This is a genomic window from Neobacillus sp. PS2-9, assembly GCF_030915525.1.
Taxonomy (GTDB): Bacteria; Bacillota; Bacilli; order Bacillales; family Cytobacillaceae; genus Neobacillus.
This window is the reverse complement of record NZ_CP133269.1, coordinates 1,673,559-1,697,301: the sequence shown is the minus strand read 5'-3', so window position 1 is coordinate 1,697,301 and position 23,743 is coordinate 1,673,559. Positions and strand designations below refer to the sequence as shown.

Below are 23,743 nucleotides of genomic sequence, written 5' to 3'. Positions count from 1 at the left end.
GTGCAGAAACTTAGCAGAAACTATGGAGAAATTGTTAAAGATTGTTTGAATCCCAGTAAAAAAGCCTTAATCCGATATTTCGGACTAAGGCTTACGAGTTTTACGTTTATTATGCTCTTGAAACATAAGATGCTTCAGTTGTATTGATAATTAATTTATCCCCTTGGTTAATAAAGAATGGAACTTGAACGCTTAGTCCTGTTTCAAGGATAGCAGGCTTCGTTCCGCCTGAAGCTGTGTCACCTTTAATTCCTGGTTCAGTTTCAGTAACTTCTAAAACAACTGTGTTTGGCAATTCCACTCCAAGTGTTTCATGACCAAACATCATGATGTGAACTTCCATGTTTTCTTTTAAGAACTTTAATTCATACTCAATGTTGTTAGCAGGTAGTTCCACTTGTTCGTAGGATTCCATATCCATAAATACGTGTTGGTCGCCGCTAGCATAAAGGTATTGCATTTTGCGGTTATCAATCTGCGCTTTTTCTACTTTCTCACCAGCACGGAATGTTTTTTCTTGAATTGCTCCATTACGAAGGTTACGTAGTTTAGAACGGACAAAAGCGGCACCTTTACCTGGCTTTACGTGTTGGAAATCAATAACTCTCCATAGACCGTTATCTACTTCAATTGTTAACCCTGTTTTAAAATCGTTAACAGAAATCATGTAAGTTCCTCCTAAAATTCATTACAATATAATTAGTTCTTTTGTAGAATGAGTAAGTGCCTCATTGTGAGTAGCAGTAATCAATGTATCGTCCTCGATCCGAACACCGCCAAGGCCTGGGATATAAATACCCGGTTCACAGGTTACAACCATACCTGGTTCTAAAATAATATCTGATTTCGTTGAAAGACCAGGGCCTTCATGTACCTCAAGACCTATACCGTGCCCAGTTGAATGCCCAAAATATTCCCCATAACCTTTTTCTGTTATGTAGTCTCTTGTTAGTGCATCTGCTTGCTTACCCGTCATTCCAGGCTTAATTCCAGCCATACCTCGAGCCTGTGCTTCAAAAACAATTTCATAAATTTCTTTTAGCTTTGCATCAGGTTCTCCAACAGCAACTGTCCTAGTTATATCAGAAACATATCCATTGTAATACGCACCATAGTCTAGTGTAACAACATCTCCCGCCTCAATCACTTTGTTGCTAGCAACACCATGTGGAAGCGCTGAACGATGCCCGGAAGCAACAATCGTATCAAATGATGATGAAGTTGCACCAGCTCTTCTCATAAAGAACTCTAGTTCATTCGATACCTCTAATTCAGTTTTTCCAGGACGAATGAAGTCTAAAATATGTTTAAAAGCCGCATCAGCAATATCTGCTGCTACCTTTAATATCTTAATCTCTGCATCAGTCTTAATCAAGCGTAACTTTTCAATTACACCAGAAATCGGGACAAGTTCAGCTTCGATTTCTTTCTCATATAATTTAAAGGAAGAGTAAGTTAGAAAATCCTCTTCAAATCCAAGCTTTTGAATACCTAAGTTCTTTGCTTGCTGTGCGACTTCCTCTGGAATGGATCCAGAGAATTTAATAATCTCGAAACCTTCGCATTGCTTAGAAGCCTGCTCGGTATAGCGGAAATCAGTAATAAACAAAGCTTTATCCGCACTAATTAAAACTACACCAGCTGAGCCTGTAAAATTTGATATGTAGCGGCGATTAAATGGGCTGGTTATTACTAACCCATCAATCCCATGTGTTGAAAAATAAGATCTTAGTTTTTCTATTTTTTCCATTACTCTCCACTCTCCTTTTGTTCAATGAGGACAAAAATATTTTATCACAACCTACCCAATCCGACTAATCGAAACTTACGTTGTGGCCTCTTTCTCTTGTACTTTACTAAGTTCATACTCATAATTGATGGAATATCCAATAAAAATCCCATATATGCTGAATAAACATACTGAAGTAATAATCGTGTCCCTGCTTAATTCAAAAAGTGGTTTAATACTTGGAATTAATGGATTAAGAACAAAAAATATCAATAAGAATAAAACAATCCCGTAACCCCATCCAAACCATATACCTTTAACTTTTCTCAGGGTAAAATAATAAACATATGCAACAATGACTGATAACACACCCATGAGAAAAATAGAAATAACAGTTCCTAGCCATCCTTTTTTCCAATCTCCCAATGTCCAAGGTTCCAGTATGGCATTAGGGGCTACATCTGTAAAATTAAAAAAATAGCTAATATAACCAATTGTACCCCAAAAAATTCCTCCAAATAAACCTGTCCAAAAAACCAGTGCAACAAAAGACATGGGTTTTGGATAATCTGACTTCTTTATTTCTTTAACCATTGTGTCATAACCCCCGTACATTTTTTGTTAATTGGAACTGAATTCTCATCAAATTACTCACTTCTTCATATTCCTTTATAAATAGAAAGCTGAAATTCCTTCATTATTATGTCCTTTAGAATTCCAATCCTTGCATGAAAATAATTTTTTACGGATTTTAAATGTAAAAATTATGTCATTCCTAGAGGTTTTTTCATTTTTCTAGTAGAATACATTTAAGTACAAACAGATTTATCTTTTTCTGCTATTGTGCAACTTTGTTATAGGTTGGTGTTAATAACCATGTCTAAATCTCAAAAACCGGTTTATGGCGGCCAAGCGGTCGTGGAAGGCGTAATGTTTGGCGGTAAACATCATTATGTTACCGCGATTCGCAGGAAAGATCGTTCTGTAGAATATTTTCATTTACCTCGTAAGGAAAACCCTTACCTAACAAGCTTAAAAAAGATTCCATTTATTCGTGGAATAATCGCAATTATTGAAGCAAGTGCAAATGGGTCAAAGCACTTAAACTTTTCCACAGAGAGATTTGATGTCGATCCAAAGGATGATGAGACCATAAAGGAAAAAGAAGTCTCAAAGTTATCTATGTATCTTGGGGTAGCGGTTATTGGGGTCCTCTCATTCTTATTTGGAAAATTTGCTTTTACATTAATACCTGTATTTTTGGCTGTACTAACCAAGCCAATTTTTCCATCCGATTTTGCCCAAGTCCTTGTAGAAGGGTTCTTTAAGCTATTGTTGCTACTTTGTTATATATATTTTGTTTCCCTTACACCTCTTATCAAGAGGGTGTTTCAATATCATGGTGCAGAGCATAAAGTAATTAATACCTTCGAAGCAGGTGTTGAGTTAACGGTTGAAAATGTTCAGGCACATTCCCGCCTTCACTACCGATGTGGCAGTAGTTTCATCTTATTTACAGTCATTGTTGGTGTATTTGTCTACATGCTGGTACCTACAACACCACTTTGGTTAAGGGTCGTGGATCGTCTTCTTTTGATACCTGTTGTATTAGGTATTGCTTTTGAAGTCCTACAAATTACTAACAAACTAAGAGATATACCTGTTTTAAAGTACTTAGGCCTTCCAGGTCTTTGGTTACAACTTTTAACGACTAAAGAACCAAACGATGACCAAGTGGAAGTTGCGATTCTTTCCTTTAAAGAATTATTAAAAAGAGAAAAAGAATCTGAATATGATATGAAAAGTGAGGAAATTGTCTAAATCTTTTATTCTACAGTGTTTAAAAGAGGAAAAAAATGCTTAAGATGCTCTTAGGGAGGTGGCTTTCTTGAAAAATCGGACATCATTTTTTGTCATTGGTGGACTTGTCATTTTAGCTCTGGTTGGCCTATTCGGTTCATTTACAGCTAACCCTGCCGGTTTCATTCAGAGAATTGCTATCATCGCATTGATCGGTTTAGCTATTTATTTTCTTGTTCGTAAATTTTCAATTTCGAGCCCTCAGAAAAAAGAGCAGCGGGCATTTCTTAAAGCAGCGAAAAAATCAAAAAAACGATTACAGCAAAAGAGCGGAGACGCTACTATGAAAAGCTCTTCTCTTGGGACGTTAACAACATTAAAGAAAAGCAACAAGACAAAAAAGAAATCTCCTGCTCATTTAACCGTCATTGACGGGAAAAAGGGGAAAAAGAAAAATCGAGCGTCCTTTTAGACACTCGATTTTTTCTTTCTACAGCTACTAATAACACCACTTATCCAAAAAATTCTTTGCCTGCTCCCGACCTACATCAATCAATCTCCGTTTTTTTTCCTCAGTAAGATGAAATTCAGTTAAAAGAACACCTTCTGCAGGAATAAAGATAATGTTCTTCACATGTTTTTTGGAGATGTATCTTGAATCATGGGCATCCTTCATCGTCTCAAATAATGCACCAAATAGTTGAATCCCATTTTTTATTTTATGCTTCTCGTGCTCATAATCGCTAACACTTAACTTAATGCCAAGAACAGGCCTCATCTTTTGAACATTTTCCTGATCGAATAGCCACATAGGAAAATTGCTTAATACTCCTCCATCTACCAAAATGTTTACTCCATCCATTGATCGTAATCGAACGGGTTCAAAAAAATAAGGAACACTACAGCTCATTCTAATCGCTTTTGCAATGGAAAAAGAACCAGGAGAAATCCCGAATTTCGGTAAATCATTTGGAAGGACAACCATTTGTCCATTTGAGAGGTCTGATGCTATCACTCTAAGTGCATCCGGTGGTAGGTCTGAAAAGGTTCTTAACCCTTTGGCTTCGAGCTTCTCTTTCAACCATTTCTCAAGTTCATTTCCTTTATATAGTCCTAACTTCCAATAAACTAACAACCATTTTGCAAATGGAAAAGGAATAACCAATTTTCGAGGATCGAGTAATTGTGTTAAATCAAGTTCATCCATTAATTGATATATTTCTTTACTCGTGTAGCCAGCAGCGATTAAGGCAGCAACAATGGAACCTGCACTTGTACCCGCTACTCTTACAAACTGCAGTCCTCTACTTTCAATTTCTTCGTAAGCGCCAATTAGAGCAAACCCCTTTATGCCCCCTCCAGAAAAAACGCCGTCTATTTTCATGGCAGCCACTCCTAAAGATGTACTCATTGTTACATCTTTAAGCGCAAACATGTAAAAATAGTACGGCGGACAAGATTAAAATTTTTTTATGTGAAATATTGGACTTCTGCTTGAGGGAAATATTCAGCTACATACTGACGGATAGTGGATTCCAAGTCTTTAGCCTCTTCATTTGGATAAACATATTTTCCTATCCCATAGCGTCCCCATTTATACTTTCGCTTCCCTTCATCCATTTCGAGCTTTGTTTTTGGGTACCGTTTGGCTATTACGTTTTTGGCCGGTTTTGTAAATCTGTGTTGAATGAGTTCAAATGTAAGATTAGGAATTTCTAGTCCTGCTAACTCATCACTTAATCTTTCGAATAATTCACGATATCCTTCTTTCCAATCCTCATGCATATAGATTGGCGCTACAATAAACCCTAAAGGATAACCAGCGTTAGCTACCTTTCTAGCTGCTTTCAATCGTTCTTCAAACGAGGATGTTCCAGGTTCAAAATTTTTAATGACATAGCGTGAATTTACACTAAACCGAAACCGGGTTCTTCCATTATGTTTCGCGTCTAAAAGGTGATCCACGTGATGAAACTTGGTCACAAAGCGTAGTTCTCCGAACTCTGTTTGTCCGATAAATTCAATGGTTTTCTTAAGAGAATGTGTTAAGTGATCTAAGCCAACAATATCCGATGTACAGGCTGCTTCGAATCGGGTAATTTCAGGTTTTCGTTCATCCATATATTTTTGAGCCTGTTCAAAAATTTCTTCTAAATTAACATATGTTCGAATATATGGCTTACTTCCGAGCGTTGTTTGTAAATAACAATAATGACAATGCCCCATACATCCTGTCGCAAGTGGTATGGCATATTCAGCAGATGGTTTTGATGTATCAAATTTTAATGTTCTTCTGATTCCAACCACCAGTGTAGATTTTGCATTTCGATATTGCTGTAATTCATTGTCTCCAGGTATTCCTCTAACCTGATTATGTGAAGTGGTTTCTCTTATCTCTAGTCCCATTTTTGTAAATTTTTCTTTTAGCTCCCTACCAAGTGGGTATTCTAATGCTTTCGGTTCAATGTAGACTAACTGTGGCATAAACGGTTCCATGGTCTCCCTCTTTTCTAAGGTGTTTTTTTAGTAGTATTAGCTACAGAAGAGAAGTTAAAGAAAAGTGAGTAGGAACAATTATTTCCATTCTTCATAAATAAAAAAAAGAGTACCGACTTATGCCGATACTCTGGGGAAGTTATTTTATTTAAATACGCTTGGCACCAATATATTTTGGGTTCCAATAGGTATTATTTGTATAGGTAACAATAACACCCTTTGATGATGAAGCCATGATCATTTTCCCTGCACCAATATACATGGCTACATGTGTGGGTCTGCTAGCTTTTGTTGGTGCATAGAACAATAAATCTCCAGGCTGTAAATAACTAACACGATATCCCTTTGTGTAAAACATATCCGCTGCCGTTCTTGGCAGTACTTTACCAGCCTTTGAGTAAGAATACTTCACTAAACCAGAACAGTCGAAACCGCCCGGAGTAATTCCACCCCATCTATATGGAACACCAAGGTTTGCCTTGGCAACTGAAATTGCTTTTGTATGATAGTATGCCGCTTCCGCTTTATCACCCGTAGTAGCAAACACTGAGCTAAGTCCAATTGTAATCGCAAGAACAGAGATTAGTTTTTTTAGCATAATGTTGTCCTCCTTGGAGTGATGTATTTGATAATCACACTATACAAGGAAATGATAACAACGACTTAACAGCAATATTACGATTCGGTTACAAAGTTATTCTAATATAATTTATCATTTGAAAAAAGGATGGAAATTTTACTTTCCATCCTCTTGAAATACTGTTTTATAATCCACATTTTAATTGAGCATTACAGTTTGTACATGTATTACAGCCGCCGATTTCTTTTACTTTTCCTTTTCGGCAAACTGGGCACGTGTTGCCAACCTCAGAACCAATTGTTACGTCTGTTGAACGCAAGTCACTAATAGTGTCAACAAGAACAACATGCTGCTTTGGCTTTTCATCAAACATCGATAACTGCTCATTGGTATTTTCTTCTGCTTTAAGGGTTAGTACTTGAGAATCGCGGGAACCATCTACATAAACAGTTCCACCTTTAGCACCGCCGCTATATAATCTCTCATACACTTTTTCTACTTGTTCTACGCTATAGCCTTTAGGTGCATTAACGGTTTTACTGATGGAGCTATCGATCCAGCGTTGGATGACGCATTGGACATCAGCATGTGCCTCTGGTGCTAATTCCATTGCTGTTATGAACCATTTTGGAAGATTGTTCGCATCGGCTTCAGGATGCTGTTCCAAATATTCTTGAACAATATCCGCATTTACTTCGATAAACTTCCCAAGACGTCCACTACGGAAATAAGAGAATGAGAAATAAGGTTCAAGTCCTGTACTCACTCCAACCATGGTCCCAGTGGATCCCGTAGGAGCAACGGTTAGCAAATGTGAATTTCTTATTCCTTTTTCTAAAATTGCTTGGCGAACGTCTTCAGGCATTTTTTTCATGAATCCTGTATTAATAAATGCCTGTCTCAATCGATTGGTTTCTTCTGTTGTTTCACCCTTTAAGAATGGGAAACTTCCCTTCTCTGTTGCTAATTCAACTGATGTTCTATACGCAGTTGTAGCGATAGTTTCAAATACTTTATCAACTAATACATTACCTTCTTCAGAACCATACTCGGTTTCACAATAGATTAATAAATCGTGTAAGCCCATCACACCTAGACCAACACGGCGCTCACCTAGAGCCTGCTTTTTGTTTTCTTCTAGGAAGTATGGTGTTGCATTAATTACGTTATCCTGCATCCGTACTCCTACGGCAACAGTTTTCTTTAACTTTTCAAAATCAACTGTTTTGGTATCCTTATCTGCCATCTCAGCAAGATTTACTGCAGCAAGGTTACACACAGAAAATGGTGCAAGTGGTTGTTCTCCACACGGATTTGTTGCAACAACTTGTTGACCATATGCTTTAGCATTTGTCATGTCGTTGGCATTATCGATGAAGAAAATTCCAGGTTCTGCAGAGTAAGTTGCACAAATATTAATAAGGTTCCAAAGTTCTTTTGCTTTAATTTTTTTATAGACACGAACTTTATGGCCCATTCTTTCCCACTCACGCACGTCACCGACTTTATGCCATTCTTCATTGTAAATTTTCATTTCATCTTGATCATAGTGTTCAACATATGGGAAACGAAGTTCATATTCACTATCATTTTCGACAGCTTCCATAAATTCTTTTGTTAGGCAGACGGAAATATTCGCACCAGTCAAGAACTCTGAGTTATGGACAGTGTAATTACCGCCAGTAACTAATTTTTCTTCTGCGTCAGCAATGATTTTCTCATCAAAACCACCATAGCCTGGGATGTTCTTATAATTCACAATACCTTGATACATAGCTGTTTCCTGCAGGGTAAGCGGTGTGAACTTAAGCTTATCGCTAGCGTGTTTCTTGATTGTTTCGTCATTTGTATTTTCAATTAAGAATCGTAGAATTCTAGGGTTCTGCATCTTAGAAATAATAAATTCAATAATGTCTGGATGCCAGTCCGAAAGCATGATCATCTGGGCACCGCGGCGCGACCCGCCTTGTTCTACCAAGTGCGTCAATTTTGCAATATCATCTAACCATGATACCGAACCAGATGATTTACCGTTTACGCCTCTTGCAAGTGTATTCCGCGGTCTTAAAGTCGATCCATTCGTCCCAACACCGCCGCCTCGGCTCATGATCTCCATTACCTGTTTACGGTGATCAGAGATCCCTTCTCGTGAGTCTGGTACAAAAGGCATCACGTAACAATTAAAGAATGTCACATCTGTATTTGCTCCAGCTCCATACAGCACACGACCTGCAGGAATAAAATTCATTGAAACAAGCTCTTGATAGAACTTTTCATACCATTCTTGTCGCTTTTCTTCCGTTTCTTCAACCGAGGCTAGGCCAGTTGCATTTCGTTTCGCAATTTGCTCGTAAAATAGCTCCAAGGGCTTTTCAATCACGTCTAAGGAACGGACAATTACCCCTGTACTAGCTTCTTGCGGGTCATCTAGCACTCCTCTAAATTCTTCATCGACTAAAACTTTTGCTTTTTTATTTTCCCAATCAATCTCCTGGATGTACCCAAGACCTCGTGCAGGAAATTTTGGATCCTCTTTTATGGTGAGAACTACAAAGTCGCCGTTTGTGAGAGTAATTTTTTCTGTGTCTTTAAAGGTGTAGCGGTCCAACATAACCAAACGCGAAACACCCTTGTGAGTTATTTTCATATCTGGGGTTACTGGGTGTACCTGGGGGAAAAGGTGGATATCCTCATTCAACCTTTCAAAATCAATATTCATTTTTTGTCTAAAAACTACAGACATGAGAACAACTCCTTCAAATAAAATCTACCTATTGTGTCTAATCTAGATTGCTTTTGCTATATCTAGTTTTCTTATATAAATAAGGTATCACAGCTCTGCCGAAATAATCAACTAAAAAATCTATATATAGTACCGAAAATATTTTCGGCGCCACTATATATTGTATTAGAGGCAAAAAACAATTATTTTGTCAAACATAAAAATAACTAGATTTAAGAGATAATGAAAGATTTTCTACGGTTTTCGTCTAAAAACAGGAAATTTCAACAAATTTCGAGGCTTGCTACTTTTTTAAAAAGGTATTATTAAAAAGGAAAAAAGCGGCAATCGCCGCTTTCCTCAAATTATCGTTTATAATTCCACTCATCATTCTCATATCGTTCAGTTGCAATTTTTTGGACGTAGGCAAGCTCTTCCTCTGTTAATTGATAGGATTCTAGCTCAATATTTAACCCTTCAGCAAACCCTTTATAGAATGCTTCCTTCGCTTCTTCCAGCGTAATTCTTCTTGGACTAATTGCATTAATAGCCACCGCTTTATCCTTAAAGGCCTTCTTCATCCGTTCTTTTACCCGATCATTCGGATATTTAAAAAGACTAAACAGCTTCTCTTCGTCTAAATCTAACAGAATCGATCCGTGCTGGAGAATAACACCCTTTTGTCTTGTTTGCGCACTGCCTGCTACCTTTCTTCCCTCCACAACAAGCTCATACCAGCTTGGTGCATCAAAGCAAACAGCAGAACGTGGATTTTTCAATGCTTCTCGTTCTTCTGAAGTTTTTGGCACAGCAAAATATGCCTCTAAACCTAAATGGTGAAATCCCTTCAAGATTCCCTCTGAAATAACCCGGTACGCCTCAGTAACTGAACTAGGCATTTCCGGGTGGTCTTCTGAAACGATCACACTGTATGTAAGTTCATGTTCATGTAGCACACCACGGCCACCTGTTGGCCTTCTGACAAAACCAAGATTATGGAATTTTACTGCCTCCATATCAATTTCCTTTTCAACCTTCTGAAAATAACCTACGGATAACGTCGGAGGATTCCATCCATAAAAACGAATCACCGGGGGAAATTTCCCTTCACTGTGCCAATCAAGAAGAGCCTCATCCAAAGCCATATTAAATGATGGAGAACGATTGCCTGTATCTATAAAACGCCATACTTCTTTTTCCATATAAAAACCTCATTTTGTAAAATTATTTCGTTCTTTAGTCTACCAAAATCTGATATGAATTCAAAATAAGATGTTTCTGGTATAATTGTATGAGAAAAAGTAAAGATTTTTTCCCATGCATCTTTATCTTTCGTGGAATGACTTATATAATAAAAACTAGTGCAGGAAAGCTTGAAAGGAGCAAAAAGAAGTTGAATTCACTTTATACCTTATTAATCATTATTGTAGCAGTTATTATCTACTCCGTTTTTACCTTTTTCTATCAGAAAAGGATTGTTAAAACGGTAACAGAAGAGGATTTCCGTGCGGGCTATAGGAAGGCACAGCTAATAGATGTTCGTGAGCCAAACGAATTTGAAGGTGGACATATCTTAGGTGCTCGTAATATTCCAATGTCGCAAATGAAAATGCGAATGCAAGAGATTCGTCAGGATATGCCTGTTTACTTATATTGCCAAAGCGGAATGCGCAGTGCACGTGCTGCTCAATTCTTACATCGTAAAGGCTATAGAGACCTTACCCAACTGCAAGGTGGATTTAAAAAATGGTCTGGTAAAGTAAAAGCAAAAAAATAATATAAAACTCATGGTTCCGGAACAATTCCGGAACCATTTATTTTTCACAAAAACAAAAAGAAAGTCAGATTCTATTAAGGAATCTGACCGTTCTCCTAATTATGCTCTTTGGTATTTTAAAATTGGTTTACGCGCAGCTGTTGTTTCATCCATACGGCCTACAACAGTTGTGTGTGGGGCCTCTTGAACGATTTCTGGGTTAACCTCAGCCTCTTTCGCAATTTGGATCATGATATCGATAAATGAATCGAGAGTCTCTTTTGATTCTGTTTCAGTTGGCTCAATCATGATACACTCTTCCACATTTAACGGGAAGTAAATAGTTGGTGGATGGTAGCCGAAATCAAGCAGACGTTTCGCAATATCGAGTGTACGGACACCTAATTTTTTCTGACGTCTTCCGCTAAGAACAAACTCGTGCTTACAATGTCTATCAAATGGTAGATCATAGTATTCAGCAAGCCTTCTCATCATATAGTTCGCGTTTAATACTGCGTACTCCGTTACCGCCTTTAAGCCGTCAGGGCCCATTGAGCGGATATATGTGTATGCACGAACATTGATACCAAAGTTACCGTAGTAAGGCTTCACACGTCCAATGGATTGTGGACGATCATAATCTAGCACATACTCTTCACCGCGCTTGGCGATAATTGGTTTTGGAAGATACGGAATTAAATCTGCTTTAACACCAACCGGACCTGATCCAGGACCACCGCCGCCATGCGGGCCAGTAAAAGTTTTATGAAGATTTAAGTGAACCACGTCAAATCCCATATCCCCTGGTCTAGCTTTAGATAAAACGGCATTTAAGTTAGCTCCATCGTAATACAGCTTTCCACCCACTCCATGAACAATCTCAGCCATTTCAAGAATATTTTCCTCAAAAAGTCCAAGTGTGTTTGGATTTGTTAACATTAATGCTGCCGTGTCTTCGCCAACTACTCTTCTTAGATCCTCTAAATCAACAAGACCATTTTCATTTGATTTAACTGTAATTGTCTCCAATCCAGCAATGGTAGCGGATGCTGGGTTTGTACCGTGAGCAGAATCTGGTACGATGACCTTTGTACGCTTCATATCACCGTTTGCCTCATGGTAGGCACGGATGAGCATTAATCCTGTCCATTCTCCGTGAGCACCAGCGGCTGGTTGAAGTGTCACTTCATCCATTCCTGTAATTTCAATTAAATGTTGCTGTAGGTCGTATAATAACTCAAGTGCTCCTTGAACAGAGCTTTCGTCTTGTAATGGGTGCACATGTGCAAAACCATTAAATCGAGCCACATTTTCATTAATTTTTGGATTATATTTCATCGTACAAGAACCTAGAGGATAAAAACCTGAATCCACTCCATGATTTCTTCTAGAAAGCGCGGTATAATGGCGCATAATATCAAGCTCAGAAGCTTCTGGAAGTTCAGGTTCTTCCTCACGAACATAACCGTCAGGAAGAAGACTGCTAAGGTCTAATTCAGGTACATCTATTTCTGGAAGGCTATAACCGATTCGACCTGGTGTACTAAGTTCAAAAATGAGTGCCTGGTCCTGATTATGCATGCAAATCCCCCAATTCTTTCACAAGAGTATCAATTTCTTCCTTAGATCTTTGTTCAGTGACTGCAATCAACATATGATTAGCAAGTTCAGCATAGTCACGACCTAAATCATAACCGCCAATGATTCCTTTTTGTAACAGCTTTTGGTTTATTTCTTTTACTGGCTTATTTAATTTCACAACAAATTCATTAAATGAATGACCGTCATAAGCAATGTCAAATCCAGCCTCTTTAAATGCAGTTTTTGCATAATGAGTCTTTTGTAAATTTGCTGCTGCCATTTCACGTACACCCTTCTTACCGAGTGCAGTCATTGCAACCGAAGCTGCTAATGCATTCAATGCCTGGTTAGAGCAAATATTTGATGTCGCTTTATCACGACGGATATGCTGTTCACGTGCTTGAAGCGTTAAAACAAAACCGCGGCGTCCTTGATCATCTGTTGTTTGTCCAACAAGACGTCCTGGTACCTTGCGCATTAATTTAGTTGTAACTGCAAAGTAACCGCAGTGTGGTCCCCCGAATGCTGTTGCAATACCAAATGGTTGTGCATCACCAATCACAATGTCCGCGCCAAATTTTCCAGGAGGTGTTAACACACCTAATGATAATGGGTTGCTAGACACTACAAACATGGATTTATTTTCATGGATAATCTCTTCAAGTTCTTTTAACGGCTCAATTCTGCCAAAAAAGTTTGGATACTGAACAATCACAGCCGCAACATCAGCATTCACAAGTCCTTTTAAAGCATCGACATCTGTTACACCATCTGTTACAGGTACTTCAACGACATCAAGGTATTGACCTTTTGCATATGTTTTAAGAACTTCACGGGACTCTGGATGAACGGCACTTGACACTAGAATAGTCTTTCGTTTTGTATGACCTGCGCTTAGCATCGCAGCCTCAGCCAGTGCTGTACCACCATCATACATTGAAGAGTTGGCTACATCCATGCCTGTTAATTCACAAATCATCGTTTGGAATTCAAAAATGGCTTGTAATTCACCTTGTGAGATTTCTGGCTGGTATGGAGTGTAGGCAGTATAAAATTCGGAACGAGAAATCACATGATCTACAATGACAGGCATGTAATGATCGTATACCCCAGCACCTAGAAAAGAGACATTTCTTTTTAAGTCAGCATTACGGCTGGCCATTTGGAATAGCTCTTTCATTAATGCAGTTTCAGACTTTGCCGGTTTAATATTGTATTCACCCTTGAATTTTACTTTCTCAGGAATATCGCTAAACAATTCATCAATTGAAGAAACACCAATGGTTTCAAGCATAGCCTTCTTATCTTGTTCAGTCATAGGTAAATAGCGATGTTTCATAAACCTTGCCCCCCTCTGTTATTTCTTTTCTTTTTTATAAAAAGGTGTTGGAACGACTGTAGCCTTTAAGCGTTTACCGCGAATTTCTACTTCAACCTCAGTATCTAGCCCAGTAAATTCAGTAGAAATAAGGGCAAGCCCGATATTTCTCTTTAATGTAGGTGATTGCGTACCAGTTGTTACTTCTCCAATTAGCTCATCCCCTTTATAAACAGGGTAGCCATGACGTGGGATCCCACGGTCAATCATTTCAATCCCCACTATCTTTCTAGAGAGGCCTTTCTCTTTCTGCTGTTTTAAGGCTTCCTTACCAATAAAATCAGCTTCTTTGTTAAGTTTAACAGCGAAAGCAATTCCCGCTTCAAGTGGAGAGATTTCTGGTGAAAGCTCCTGCCCATAAAGAGCTAAAACGGACTCAAAACGAAGAGTATCGCGTGCGCCTAACCCACATGGAAGAACGCCCTCTTCTTTTCCTGCTTGTAAGATGTCTTTCCAAAGCTGTTCGGCATCAGCGGCATCACAGTACACTTCGAAGCCATCTTCACCTGTGTATCCTGTTCTTGATACGAGGGCTTTTTTACCATCTAAGCTAACTTCCCGCTGGAATTTAAAGAAGCCAATACCACTTAAATCTGTATCAGTAAGCTTTTGTAAAACTTGTTCAGCAAGAGGTCCCTGTATAGCAAGCTGAGCTGTTTTTTCAGACAGATTTTCAATGCTTACATCCCCTGATAAATGGTCCTCAAGCCATTTGAAATCCTTATCAATATTTGATGCATTAACAACAAGTAGGTAATGATGGTCCTCGATTTTATAAACAAGCAAGTCATCAACCGTTCCACCATTTTCGTAGCACATGGCTGTATACTGTGCACCGCCATCTTTAATTTTTGAAATATCATTTGTCATCATGTTTTGTAAATAGTTTAGGCTGTCAGAGCCCTTTACTTCGATTTCTCCCATGTGAGACACATCAAACAATCCGGCACGATTGCGGACTGCTTCATGTTCTTCTTTAATGCTAGAGAATTGAACCGGTAGTTCCCAGCCACCAAAATCGATGGTTTTCCCTCCGAATTCCTTATATACATCAAAAAGCGGAGTACGTTTTAATTCAGTCATTTTAAATCCCCCTTCAATTGAAAAACATAAAAAAGGACAGAAACCTCCCCTAAAACATAAGAAGGTCTCTGTCCTTGCACCTGAAAGTTTACCGAAAAAAAGGCTTTCCCCTTTGGTGGCTACACTAGTAAGGTAGCACTCTCCAGAGTTGCGTCAAACAAGAGTTCTTTTGCCTGAGAGATTCACAGTTTCTGCTTGCTCCTTCGGCGCTACAAAGGTAGTCTCTCCCCTTGTTATCATTCGCAATTATAATATTTTCCTATTTGGTCATACTAATTATACTACTAAAATAAATTACCTTATTAAAATATTTAAAACATTCAAAGCTATTTTCATCCTACCATTAAAACGATACATTGGGCAATAGTCTTTTTTACAACAAAAGGAGCTGAAAAAATGTCTGTCAAAATTGAATTTGATTCCTCTTGGCAGGATGATTTTTTACATAGAATTGATAACGATGGGCCTTGGGGAAATTGGGAGCTATTTAAACTAGCAATTGGGGTTGAAAAACATCTGGTCATACCTGAATTTGAAGGCTTGCAAGCTCCAAAGCATCTGCCAAATGTAACACCGCTTCCTCACCAGCTTGAAACAGCTAAGCAAGTGATTGAAAACATGAATGGAAAGGCCATCCTTGCAGATGAAGTGGGACTTGGAAAGACGATTGAAGCAGGCTTGATTTTAAAAGAATACATGATTCGTGGATTAGTGAAAAAGGTACTTATTCTAGTACCCGCATCTTTAGTAACACAATGGGCGATTGAATTGAACAGCAAGTTCTTCATCCCTGCTATTACACAAAGGAAAAGCTATGTATGGGAACAATGTGATGTGGTCGTCTCATCTATAGATACAGCCAAGAGGAACCCGCATCGAGATATTATTTCTAAGCTGGATTATGACCTAATCATTATTGATGAAGCACATAAACTTAAAAATAATAAAACAAAAAACTACGAGTTTGTTCAAAACCTTAAAAAGAAATTTTGTTTATTATTAACCGCAACTCCCATTCAAAACAGAATTGAGGAAATCTTTAACCTCGTTTCACTTTTAAAACCGGGACATTTAGGCAGCGAAACCGCATTCTACGAAAAATATAAACGGGATGCACGTTCCTTAAATGATGATGAGCATTTAAAAGAATTAGTAAACAAGGTGATGATTCGTAATCGACGTGCTGATACAGGAATTGAATGGACAAAGAGGCACGTAGAAACCATCCCCATTGAATTTTCTCCGCAAGAAAAGGACTTATATGATTCAATTACTAATCTAAAAAGTGAAAGTGATTGGCTTCCAACAAGTGCCTTCTCTGTCATGACTCTGCAGCGGGAAGCATGTAGCAGCAGGGAATCTGTTTTTTACACCTTAAAAAACATGCTGCAAAAAAAGGAGGACCCAACTCCTGCCTTCGAAGAACAAATAAACTTTTTGATTAGTAAAGTGGAAGCGGTACAAAAAAATTCAAAAGCTGAAAAAGCCCTTGAGATAATTCAGAAAGTGAATGATAAAGTTATTATTTTTACGGAATATCGTGCGACTCAGATGTATCTGCAATGGTATTTAAAGCAACATGGAATTTCTTCTGTCCCTTTTCGAGGGGGATTTAAACGAGGGAAGAAGGATTGGATGCGCGAACTGTTTCAAAAGCATGCCCAAGTCTTAATTGCAACGGAAGCGGGCGGTGAAGGAATTAATCTGCAATTTTGTAATCATATTATTAACTTTGATTTGCCATGGAACCCTATGAGGCTGGAGCAACGGATTGGACGAATCCATCGTTTAGGACAAGAAAAGGACGTCATGATTTATAACTTCGCCATCAAAAATACAGTTGAGGAGCATATATTAAAGCTTCTTTATGAAAAAATTAATCTGTTTGAAAAGGTCATTGGTGAACTGGACGATATATTAACGAAATTAGAATTTGGCAATATTGAGGATCATTTAATTGATATATTTGGACAATCCGCTTCAGAAGGTGAAATGAGAATTAAAATGGAAAATTTATCATCTATGATTGAATTTGCCCAAACTATTAAGGAAGGTGAGGCACATGCAGCAGCAGGAAATTCATAACTTTCTTATCAGTTACTTTGTAGCAAATGAATGCCCAATTATCGAGAATAAACCGGGATACTTAACCGTACAATTGACAATTGAATTGGATAAAGAATTAATGAACCGCCCTTTTTACTGGCACTACCTGGAAAAAACAGGTGGTATTCCTAATCCGATGCAGCTCACCTTCATTACAAACAAAGAAATAGCTCCAGAGCAAATAAAGGGTGAGATTATCCATTTTGGCTCACCTAGGCTTCACCAAATTTTTCAATCCACCAAAAATTTGGCCAGTTATATCAGACTTTACGAAAAACATACCCAGATTCATAACCAAACACCGCTACTGCCATGGCTGTGTATGAATGTTAAAATTTCTTATCAATGTGATCGTAAGCGTGATATTTATAAATCAATCGGTTTACAGCTTATTAATGGTCAAATGGTTGAGAATTTCCATGACCGCCTAGAACACATACCATTAACACCCAAAATCCCAGATTACTCTTTTACTTTATCACCATTGGTAAAACCAAAAAGTGGAATGCTAAGGATTGAAAACTATTTAACATCGCTGATTAATGAGGATGATCATTCCTGGGCGGAGGAAGCCCGAAAGCGGTGGGACCAAGACTTAAAACTGTTGGAGCATTTTTATGAAGAAATAGAAGAAGAAAATGAAAATTACGAGACAGAAAAAAAAGCACTTCAAGAGCAATACGAACCGAAAATTAATATCTCCTTTATCAATGGCGGTCTCTTTTACCTCACTGACAAGGCGATATAAATACAAAAGGCGAAAGCGCCTCGTTCAGCCCCGACTGGCAAATGTTCTTCGGCGGGAAAAGTCCGCCTTTTGACTTTTCTTGCCGAAGGTTATTTGACCCGAGGGGCTAGGCGCTGGAGCTAGATTCGGACTACTTGTTCATTTATCCATACTAGTACCTTTTCATTATTTCCTAAACAAAGAATAAAAGGCTGACTCTTTTGTAATTGAGTCAGCCTTTTATATTTCAATTGTATTCCTATAATTTCCGTCTCTTTTTCATTTGAAAATAGAGGATATACGGTAGGATTCCAAACCAACGATACCAAAAAGATGCTCGTCCTTGCTTTCGCTCATATCGGAGCCTTTTTCTTTCATCCCTTGGTTGATCGGCATATTTTACAATTGTTTGGGTCATGTATTTGACATAGTCATTTGTTTTCATGGACGCACCTGCCTTTCTCCAGACGGACACTTCCGTTCTCAGTTACAAGTATGTCCAGGATTGCTTTTTTCAAACGATTTATTTTATTTCAATCCATTTAGTTAGTTTTTTAGTAACCACATCAAAAGAACCTCGGCCGCTAACTGCTATTCCAGAATTTAAAACCAAATTAAAGGTAACCTTTTGAATGCCACCTATAGTTGCTTCGGCTTGGTACTCCATCGTTCCATTACTATACGTCCAGCCTCCTTTTACTGGAAGAGTTTCCCCAGCTTGATACATGGCTTCTACCTTTTTTACCGAAGAGAGAAAATAGTATTCCTCCTGCTGAATAGCAGCTGTTTCATGTGCTATTTTCCTTTCCATTAGTAATTGGTCAACATGCATGGTGAGGAATACTAAAAAAAACAGAAGCAAACAAAGTGTCAGCGGGTAAGTAAATCCTTTCTCCTTATTGTTCATGACCCCTTGTTCCAATCTACCAATGAAAAAATGGTTACTGTGTGTACTTTTCCTGAAAGATCAACAACCGTAATTTTAACTGCGTTGTTTAGCGTTGTTAGAGACAACTGTGACACGTTTTGAAGTATAATTTCGTTCCCTGTAGAATTCACTCGTCTTCGTAGGTTCGTACCGTATTTTTCAAATTGGACCGTTTCTGTATCTTTGGTTAGGATTAAGCGGCCAGATAACACTTGAGCACTACTAGAGAAGCGCATCTCTTTCTTTATTTGACTGCAAAAGACCTCCCACTCCATAGTCCGTAATCGCACTTGAGTATCTTTATTATTGAGAGTTATTTGAAAAATAGGCAGCATAAAAAAGATAATGATACTAAAGACCGAAAAAGCGATTAGTACTTCGATAAGCGTAAATGCCTTTTCATTCGAATATTCCACATGTCTCAGTTCCATGTATAAAGGGATTCTTTTCAACTTTAACACACACCACCTTTCCGGTATCTACAAGGGAGTCTTTCCAGATAATTTGATATTCAATTCCATCTTGAACAACTGAGTAATTGTTAAAATTTTTGTGATCCATCATCCTTGCCTGCAATTCTTCATACATATATTTTCGTGAAATATTCTCTATTTCAACTTGATGTGATTGATCTCTTACTTGTATGAAAATGGGAAGTAAAAACATACTTATCATTAACAACGCAGACAGTGATAAGAGTAGTTCCAGTAAAAAAAATCCTTTACTGTTCTGAAACATAAAACCGTCCCTCTCCAATTAAAAAGGTCAACCGATAGATTTTATTTCGATAGTACAAAATTAAGCTCCCAAACTTGTTTATATTACCATCTGGTAGGAACTTAAAAGATAAAGGCATCGTACCTTCGGTGAAATTTACATTGTGTGAGTAATCTCTTTCAATAATTGGTCTTTCCTCTGCACGGTAAATCATATAATACCTGTATTCTTTAGGCACAAATTGAACTAATACCTCATGTTGGTGCGATATGGCATACTGCTGGGCATAATACAGGTCAGCTTTTAATTGGATGAAAAAGGAATCCTTTTCCATAAAAGTGTGTTGAGGTTTCAGGGTGAAGACTGTGACTGAGGAAATAATCATAAAAATGGAAAGGACTAGAAGTGATTCAATCAAGGTGAATCCTTTTTGATTCCAGTTCATTACGGTGTTACTACTGCTGTAACATTTCCACTTGAATCTATACTCACTGTTTTTCCGTTCGGACATCCTTTTGCATCATTCTTTATATACTCTTCGGTTATAAGGTCTTGCAGTGTTGGCACCTTGTTTTTATCCATTTCATAGGCTTGAACTTGTGCTTGGACCATTTTCACATAAGCCTCGCAACCCTTATTATTTATATTAGTATTATGTTTTGCTACATTTGGAATTGTGATGATCAACAGGATTGAAATTACTAGCATAACTATCATCATTTCAATAAGTGTAAACCCTTTTTCATTATTCATCATATAAACCTCCATTTTTAGATACCATCTAATAGATGAAACATAGGTAAAAGAATAGCCAAATACATTGAAACAACTAGAAATCCAATAAATAAATATAATATTGGTTGAATCGTCTTTAAGCTTTTTTCAATTATCTCTTCCATACTGTTGAGACAATGTTTACTAAAGAAGAGTAATTCCTGCTCTAATTTCCCATTATCTTGTCCATGTTTGACAATCATGGAGAATTCCATTTCAAAAAATGAAAAGGACGTTAAGATGGTCTCCAATTTTTCTCCTGTTACGAGATTTTCTTTAATCGTTCCCGCGATTTGACTATAAAAAGGCTGTCTTAGGTTTTTCTCAAATAGTACCAAGGCTTCCGATACAGATAATCCACCAGATAATAGAAAGCTTAACTGGATGGAAAAGTAATGGGTGTACAGTAATTTGAGGAGCTTGCCAGCGATTGGAATTCGAACAAGCATCGACCTTTGCTTCAAGATGGAGAATTTGCGGAAAATGAGAAAATAATAAAAAAATGTTAGGAGTAATGTCAAAAGCAGACTACCAATAAAAATGGGGAAATAGTGATCAAACATGAAGATAACCTTTGTAAAAAAGTTTTCTTCAAGTCCAAGAGATGAAAAAAGAGTGGTAAATCTAGGGAGTAGCGTGTTTTCCACGAAAATAAAAAGGAAACCTGTAATAAAGAGTAATACCAGAGGATATTGAAGTAATTTCAAAAGCTTATGTAGGTCTTTACCCTTCATTAAAGCAAGACTACTACCTTCTAAGAGCGCATCAGAAAAACTGCCATGCTGCTCAGCATAATAAACGTAACCAATTAAATCCTTGTGAAATCCTAGATTGTCTAACGATTCATGAAATGGTAATCCTTTTTTTAACTCTACTAAACAATCATATAATTCCTCCTTTCGTTTTGCAGGTAATTGTAATGCTATAGATTCAATTGCTTCTGCAATTGGGTATCCCCTTGCTAGTAATTCCCCCGTTCTTTTTAGAAAGCTCGCTTGTTCATTGACCGACCATTTACGTGGTTTCATCTTCATACACCAGTCGTTCATATTCAGATTCTTGAATATACCCTAATGCAATACCTTTATTAATGACATCCTTAATTGTTCGGTACCTAGGATTCATCACCTCTCCCCTTGCCACTTTCATAACGGAATGTAAATTCCTTCCTGACAAGAGTTCAAATACACTTGCTCGTTTCCACCTTCCATACGAATAACAATTCGGAGAACACTCACCCTCGCAAAACGGACAGGTAAGCTCAACAAGTCTTTGTGCAGTAACAGCAATAAGTGTCTGTTCCACTTCTAACCAATTCACACCAAATTCTCGAAGACGGTACACGGCTCCCTTGGTATCTCTGGTATGCATGGTAGAAAGGACTAAATGACCTGTTAAAGCAGCACGTACAGCTATCTTTGCAGTTTCTGCATCCCTTATCTCACCAACCATAATAATGTCTGGGTCGTGGCGTAGAATAGCCTTTAATCCTGCAGCATATGTAACTCCTGCTTTTTCATTGACCTGGACCTGGAGGACAGAATCATAATTTTTTTCAATAGGATCTTCAAGTGTAATCACATTTCGATGGAATAAATGAGCCGTTTCATTTAATAAAGAGTAGAGGGTTGTCGTTTTGCCAGAACCCGTGGGACCTGTGAAAATAATTAATCCATGAGCGTGTTTGAGAAGGGCTAACAGCTTTCTAGTCATAGAAGGAAATAAAGAGAGTTGATGAAAGGGAATTTGTTCTTGTTGGGGTAAAAGCCTGATGACTAGGCTCTCTCTATTATAAGATGGTAAAGTGGAAAGCCTGAGGCCCATCAATTGTCCGTCTACCTCACAAAAAATAGCTCCGCTCTGCGGACGCCTTCTTTCTCCGATATCCATATTGGCTGTAAATTTAAAATGGGAAATTAATCTGTCGCATTCTTCTTTTGGAAGGGAGAGTCGAGGAATGAGTTTGTTGGTCAAACGAATTTGGACGAGTGTGTCTTTCTTTCTTGGAATAATGTGAATATCCGTTGCCTGATTCCTAGCAGCATCTGAGATGATTCGATTAGCTAATAGTTCAATTGAACTTGCAATGAGTACCACCGCCTTTTAATTTTCTCTTTAACTAAGATTCGACAAGATTCTAGCTCTTCCTTCTTTATTTTTAAAATATTTTTTTAAAACTACAAAAATATTCTAATATTGTTACAATATAAAGTCGGTAATTGTGAACATTTTCTAAACATATAGTGTTAACATTGTTAACCTCATTCCCATGTAATAATGGCTGTATTATAATGGAATAAATTATGGGGGTCCGAGGTGAATAGAGATGGAACAAACATTGAAGATAACAAACGTTTTGTCAGATCCAACACGATATTACATTTATCAATACATTACCAAACGGCATCAAGAAGTAACAGTCCAAGAAGTAGCAGAAAATTTTAATATTCATCCAAATGTTGCAAGACTGCACCTATCTAAATTAGAAGATGTAAACATGTTAGCATCTGAAACAAAGAAAACAGGTAAGGGTGGTAGGCCAAGCCGGTTATATCGTCTATCAGATGATGTGATTCAACTGCACTTCCCTTATCGCGATTATATGCTTTTATCTAAAGTGGCTATTCAAACAATGATTTCATTAGGTGAAGCTGGTAAACAAGCACTCTTCTTAACAGGAAAGCGATTTGGTACGGAAATTATTGAACAAGAAATGGCAAAAAAATCGCTTAGTGAGGAATTAGAATTCGATCAAAAGCTAAATATATTAAAAAGTGCCGCTACACTTGCAGGTTTTTATCCTGAATTTGAAGCAAATGGTGAAAAGACTAAAATTTATTTTCAAATTTTCAACTGTCCTTTCAAGGAAGTAGCTGAAGAACATACTGAAACTGTATGCAGTATGCACCATGAATTCCTAAAAGGAATGTTCGGCGCATTGTTTAATTCAGTTGAATTAGTTGAAAAAGAAAATATGATTTCTGGCTGTGAAACTTGTTCTTATCAGGCACTTGTTACAAACTAATTCGAAACCATTATTTACATTATACCGCCTTTTACTTTATAATATTGTAATGATGGTATCGTAGGGTAAAAGGAGGGGTACATATGGATCGCATGTTCAGAGTTTGTGGTTTCTGGACTGGTATTTTTACCGTTATGTTTTATCTAGGTGATATGGATAAGACGGCAATGCTATTCTTAGCTCAAACAGGATTCTTCGTTCTGCTTAGCTATCTAAAACTATCCGAGCGGATGTATATGTATGTGTTCGGAGCATATTTAACAGTTTTCTTCGTCGGCTTTACATATTGGACAACGTTCATGATGCCGCTTGGCGGAGGACACTAAGAAGAGAAAACGCCG

Annotated in this window: 26 protein-coding genes and 1 riboswitch; of the genes, 7 read left to right on the top strand and 19 right to left on the bottom strand. The window is 37.8% G+C overall.

Annotation, left to right across the window (positions count from 1 at the left end; all coding sequences use genetic code 11):
* Positions 1-109: 109 nt before the first annotated feature.
* From efp to RCG25_RS08370, 3 genes are all read right to left on the bottom strand, one after another.
* Positions 110-667: an elongation factor P gene (gene efp, locus RCG25_RS08380; protein ID WP_308083214.1), complete on the bottom strand. Its 558-nt coding sequence runs from the start codon at positions 665-667 to the stop codon at positions 110-112.
* Between the two features lie 21 nt (positions 668-688).
* Complete coding sequence (locus RCG25_RS08375) at positions 689-1,750, bottom strand: M24 family metallopeptidase (protein ID WP_308083213.1); 1,062 nt, start codon at positions 1,748-1,750, stop codon at positions 689-691.
* Between the two features lie 75 nt (positions 1,751-1,825).
* The gene (locus RCG25_RS08370; protein WP_308083212.1) at positions 1,826-2,323 is read right to left on the bottom strand and encodes a YqhR family membrane protein; all 498 of its coding nucleotides are present in this window, start codon (positions 2,321-2,323) and stop codon (positions 1,826-1,828) included.
* A 282-nt stretch (positions 2,324-2,605) separates the two neighbouring features.
* Between RCG25_RS08370 and RCG25_RS08365 the strand changes: the two genes are divergently transcribed.
* Together RCG25_RS08365 and RCG25_RS08360 are read left to right on the top strand one after the other, a co-directional pair.
* Entirely contained in the window at positions 2,606-3,550 is a 945-nt protein-coding gene (locus RCG25_RS08365; protein WP_308083210.1) for a DUF1385 domain-containing protein, read from the top strand.
* A gap of 58 nt (positions 3,551-3,608) precedes the next feature.
* A complete protein-coding gene (locus RCG25_RS08360; protein WP_308083209.1) occupies positions 3,609-4,001 on the top strand; it encodes an SA1362 family protein in 393 nt (130 codons plus the stop codon).
* Positions 4,002-4,028: 27 nt separating this feature from the next.
* Here the strand turns inward: RCG25_RS08360 and RCG25_RS08355 are convergent, their stop codons facing one another.
* From RCG25_RS08355 to RCG25_RS08335, 5 genes are all read right to left on the bottom strand, one after another.
* Positions 4,029-4,913, bottom strand: a complete 885-nt coding sequence (locus tag RCG25_RS08355) for a patatin-like phospholipase family protein (protein ID WP_308084129.1) — start codon at positions 4,911-4,913, stop codon at positions 4,029-4,031.
* An 86-nt stretch (positions 4,914-4,999) separates the two neighbouring features.
* Entirely contained in the window at positions 5,000-6,025 is a 1,026-nt protein-coding gene (gene splB, locus RCG25_RS08350; protein ID WP_308083208.1) for a spore photoproduct lyase, read from the bottom strand.
* 148 nt (positions 6,026-6,173) lie between these two features.
* Positions 6,174-6,623 (bottom strand): C40 family peptidase, encoded by a 450-nt coding sequence (locus tag RCG25_RS08345; RefSeq protein WP_308083207.1) that lies wholly within the window; start codon positions 6,621-6,623, stop codon positions 6,174-6,176.
* A 166-nt stretch (positions 6,624-6,789) separates the two neighbouring features.
* Positions 6,790-9,348 carry a vitamin B12-dependent ribonucleotide reductase gene (locus RCG25_RS08340; protein WP_308083206.1) on the bottom strand — a complete coding sequence of 853 codons (2,559 nt, stop codon included), beginning with the start codon at positions 9,346-9,348 and terminating at the stop codon, positions 6,790-6,792.
* Between the two features lie 344 nt (positions 9,349-9,692).
* Positions 9,693-10,529, bottom strand: a complete 837-nt coding sequence (locus tag RCG25_RS08335; protein WP_308083205.1) for a lipoate--protein ligase family protein — start codon at positions 10,527-10,529, stop codon at positions 9,693-9,695.
* Between the two features lie 191 nt (positions 10,530-10,720).
* On the opposite strand from RCG25_RS08335, the gene RCG25_RS08330 reads away from it, so the two are divergent.
* On the top strand, positions 10,721-11,104 hold the full coding sequence (locus RCG25_RS08330; RefSeq protein ID WP_308083204.1) for a rhodanese-like domain-containing protein: 384 nt from the start codon (positions 10,721-10,723) through the stop codon (positions 11,102-11,104).
* 99 nt (positions 11,105-11,203) lie between these two features.
* Here the strand turns inward: RCG25_RS08330 and gcvPB are convergent, their stop codons facing one another.
* Genes gcvPB through gcvT form a run of 3 tightly spaced genes read right to left on the bottom strand, consistent with a single transcriptional unit; the run spans position 11,204 to position 15,125 of the window.
* Positions 11,204-12,664, bottom strand: coding sequence for an aminomethyl-transferring glycine dehydrogenase subunit GcvPB (gcvPB, locus tag RCG25_RS08325; protein ID WP_308083203.1), 1,461 nt, complete (start codon positions 12,662-12,664; stop codon positions 11,204-11,206).
* Positions 12,657-14,003: an aminomethyl-transferring glycine dehydrogenase subunit GcvPA gene (gene gcvPA / locus RCG25_RS08320; RefSeq protein ID WP_308083202.1), complete on the bottom strand. Its 1,347-nt coding sequence runs from the start codon at positions 14,001-14,003 to the stop codon at positions 12,657-12,659. Before gcvPA ends, gcvPB begins: the two co-directional genes overlap by 8 nt.
* 18 nt (positions 14,004-14,021) lie before the next feature.
* Positions 14,022-15,125 (bottom strand): glycine cleavage system aminomethyltransferase GcvT, encoded by a 1,104-nt coding sequence (gene gcvT, locus RCG25_RS08315; RefSeq protein WP_308083201.1) that lies wholly within the window; start codon positions 15,123-15,125, stop codon positions 14,022-14,024.
* A gap of 151 nt (positions 15,126-15,276) precedes the next feature.
* A riboswitch (glycine riboswitch) is annotated at positions 15,277-15,365 on the bottom strand.
* Between the two features lie 156 nt (positions 15,366-15,521).
* Here gcvT and RCG25_RS08310 point away from each other — a divergent pair.
* Together RCG25_RS08310 and RCG25_RS08305 are read left to right on the top strand one after the other, a co-directional pair.
* A complete protein-coding gene (locus RCG25_RS08310; RefSeq protein ID WP_308083200.1) occupies positions 15,522-17,210 on the top strand; it encodes a DEAD/DEAH box helicase in 1,689 nt (562 codons plus the stop codon).
* Complete coding sequence (locus tag RCG25_RS08305; protein WP_308083199.1) at positions 17,188-17,979, top strand: YqhG family protein; 792 nt, start codon at positions 17,188-17,190, stop codon at positions 17,977-17,979. Before RCG25_RS08310 ends, RCG25_RS08305 begins: the two co-directional genes overlap by 23 nt.
* Before the next feature lie 238 nt (positions 17,980-18,217).
* Here RCG25_RS08305 and RCG25_RS08300 read toward each other — a convergent pair whose 3' ends face one another.
* The 8 genes from RCG25_RS08300 to comGA all read right to left on the bottom strand — a co-directional run bounded on the left by RCG25_RS08300 (position 18,218) and on the right by comGA (position 22,474).
* A complete protein-coding gene (locus RCG25_RS08300; protein ID WP_308083198.1) occupies positions 18,218-18,403 on the bottom strand; it encodes a YqzE family protein in 186 nt (61 codons plus the stop codon).
* Between the two features lie 78 nt (positions 18,404-18,481).
* Positions 18,482-18,865 (bottom strand): competence type IV pilus minor pilin ComGG, encoded by a 384-nt coding sequence (gene comGG, locus RCG25_RS08295; RefSeq protein ID WP_308083197.1) that lies wholly within the window; start codon positions 18,863-18,865, stop codon positions 18,482-18,484.
* Positions 18,862-19,338, bottom strand: a complete 477-nt coding sequence (comGF, locus tag RCG25_RS08290; RefSeq protein WP_308083196.1) for a competence type IV pilus minor pilin ComGF — start codon at positions 19,336-19,338, stop codon at positions 18,862-18,864. The genes comGG and comGF overlap by 4 nt, the downstream gene beginning before the upstream one ends.
* Positions 19,286-19,624: a competence type IV pilus minor pilin ComGE gene (gene comGE / locus RCG25_RS08285; protein ID WP_308083195.1), complete on the bottom strand. Its 339-nt coding sequence runs from the start codon at positions 19,622-19,624 to the stop codon at positions 19,286-19,288. The genes comGF and comGE overlap by 53 nt, the downstream gene beginning before the upstream one ends.
* Entirely contained in the window at positions 19,608-20,048 is a 441-nt protein-coding gene (comGD, locus tag RCG25_RS08280; RefSeq protein ID WP_308083194.1) for a competence type IV pilus minor pilin ComGD, read from the bottom strand. The genes comGE and comGD overlap by 17 nt, the downstream gene beginning before the upstream one ends.
* Complete coding sequence (gene comGC / locus RCG25_RS08275; protein ID WP_308084128.1) at positions 20,048-20,356, bottom strand: competence type IV pilus major pilin ComGC; 309 nt, start codon at positions 20,354-20,356, stop codon at positions 20,048-20,050. Before comGC ends, comGD begins: the two co-directional genes overlap by 1 nt.
* Before the next feature lie 17 nt (positions 20,357-20,373).
* Positions 20,374-21,405 (bottom strand): competence type IV pilus assembly protein ComGB, encoded by a 1,032-nt coding sequence (comGB, locus tag RCG25_RS08270; RefSeq protein WP_308083193.1) that lies wholly within the window; start codon positions 21,403-21,405, stop codon positions 20,374-20,376.
* Entirely contained in the window at positions 21,392-22,474 is a 1,083-nt protein-coding gene (gene comGA, locus RCG25_RS08265) for a competence type IV pilus ATPase ComGA (protein ID WP_308083191.1), read from the bottom strand. The genes comGB and comGA overlap by 14 nt, the downstream gene beginning before the upstream one ends.
* A gap of 229 nt (positions 22,475-22,703) precedes the next feature.
* Here comGA and RCG25_RS08260 point away from each other — a divergent pair, with 229 nt between their 5' ends.
* Together RCG25_RS08260 and RCG25_RS08255 are read left to right on the top strand one after the other, a co-directional pair.
* Positions 22,704-23,402 carry a helix-turn-helix transcriptional regulator gene (locus RCG25_RS08260; protein ID WP_308083190.1) on the top strand — a complete coding sequence of 233 codons (699 nt, stop codon included), beginning with the start codon at positions 22,704-22,706 and terminating at the stop codon, positions 23,400-23,402.
* 83 nt (positions 23,403-23,485) lie between these two features.
* Positions 23,486-23,728: a DUF2626 domain-containing protein gene (locus tag RCG25_RS08255; protein ID WP_308083188.1), complete on the top strand. Its 243-nt coding sequence runs from the start codon at positions 23,486-23,488 to the stop codon at positions 23,726-23,728.
* Positions 23,729-23,743 lie beyond the last annotated feature (15 nt).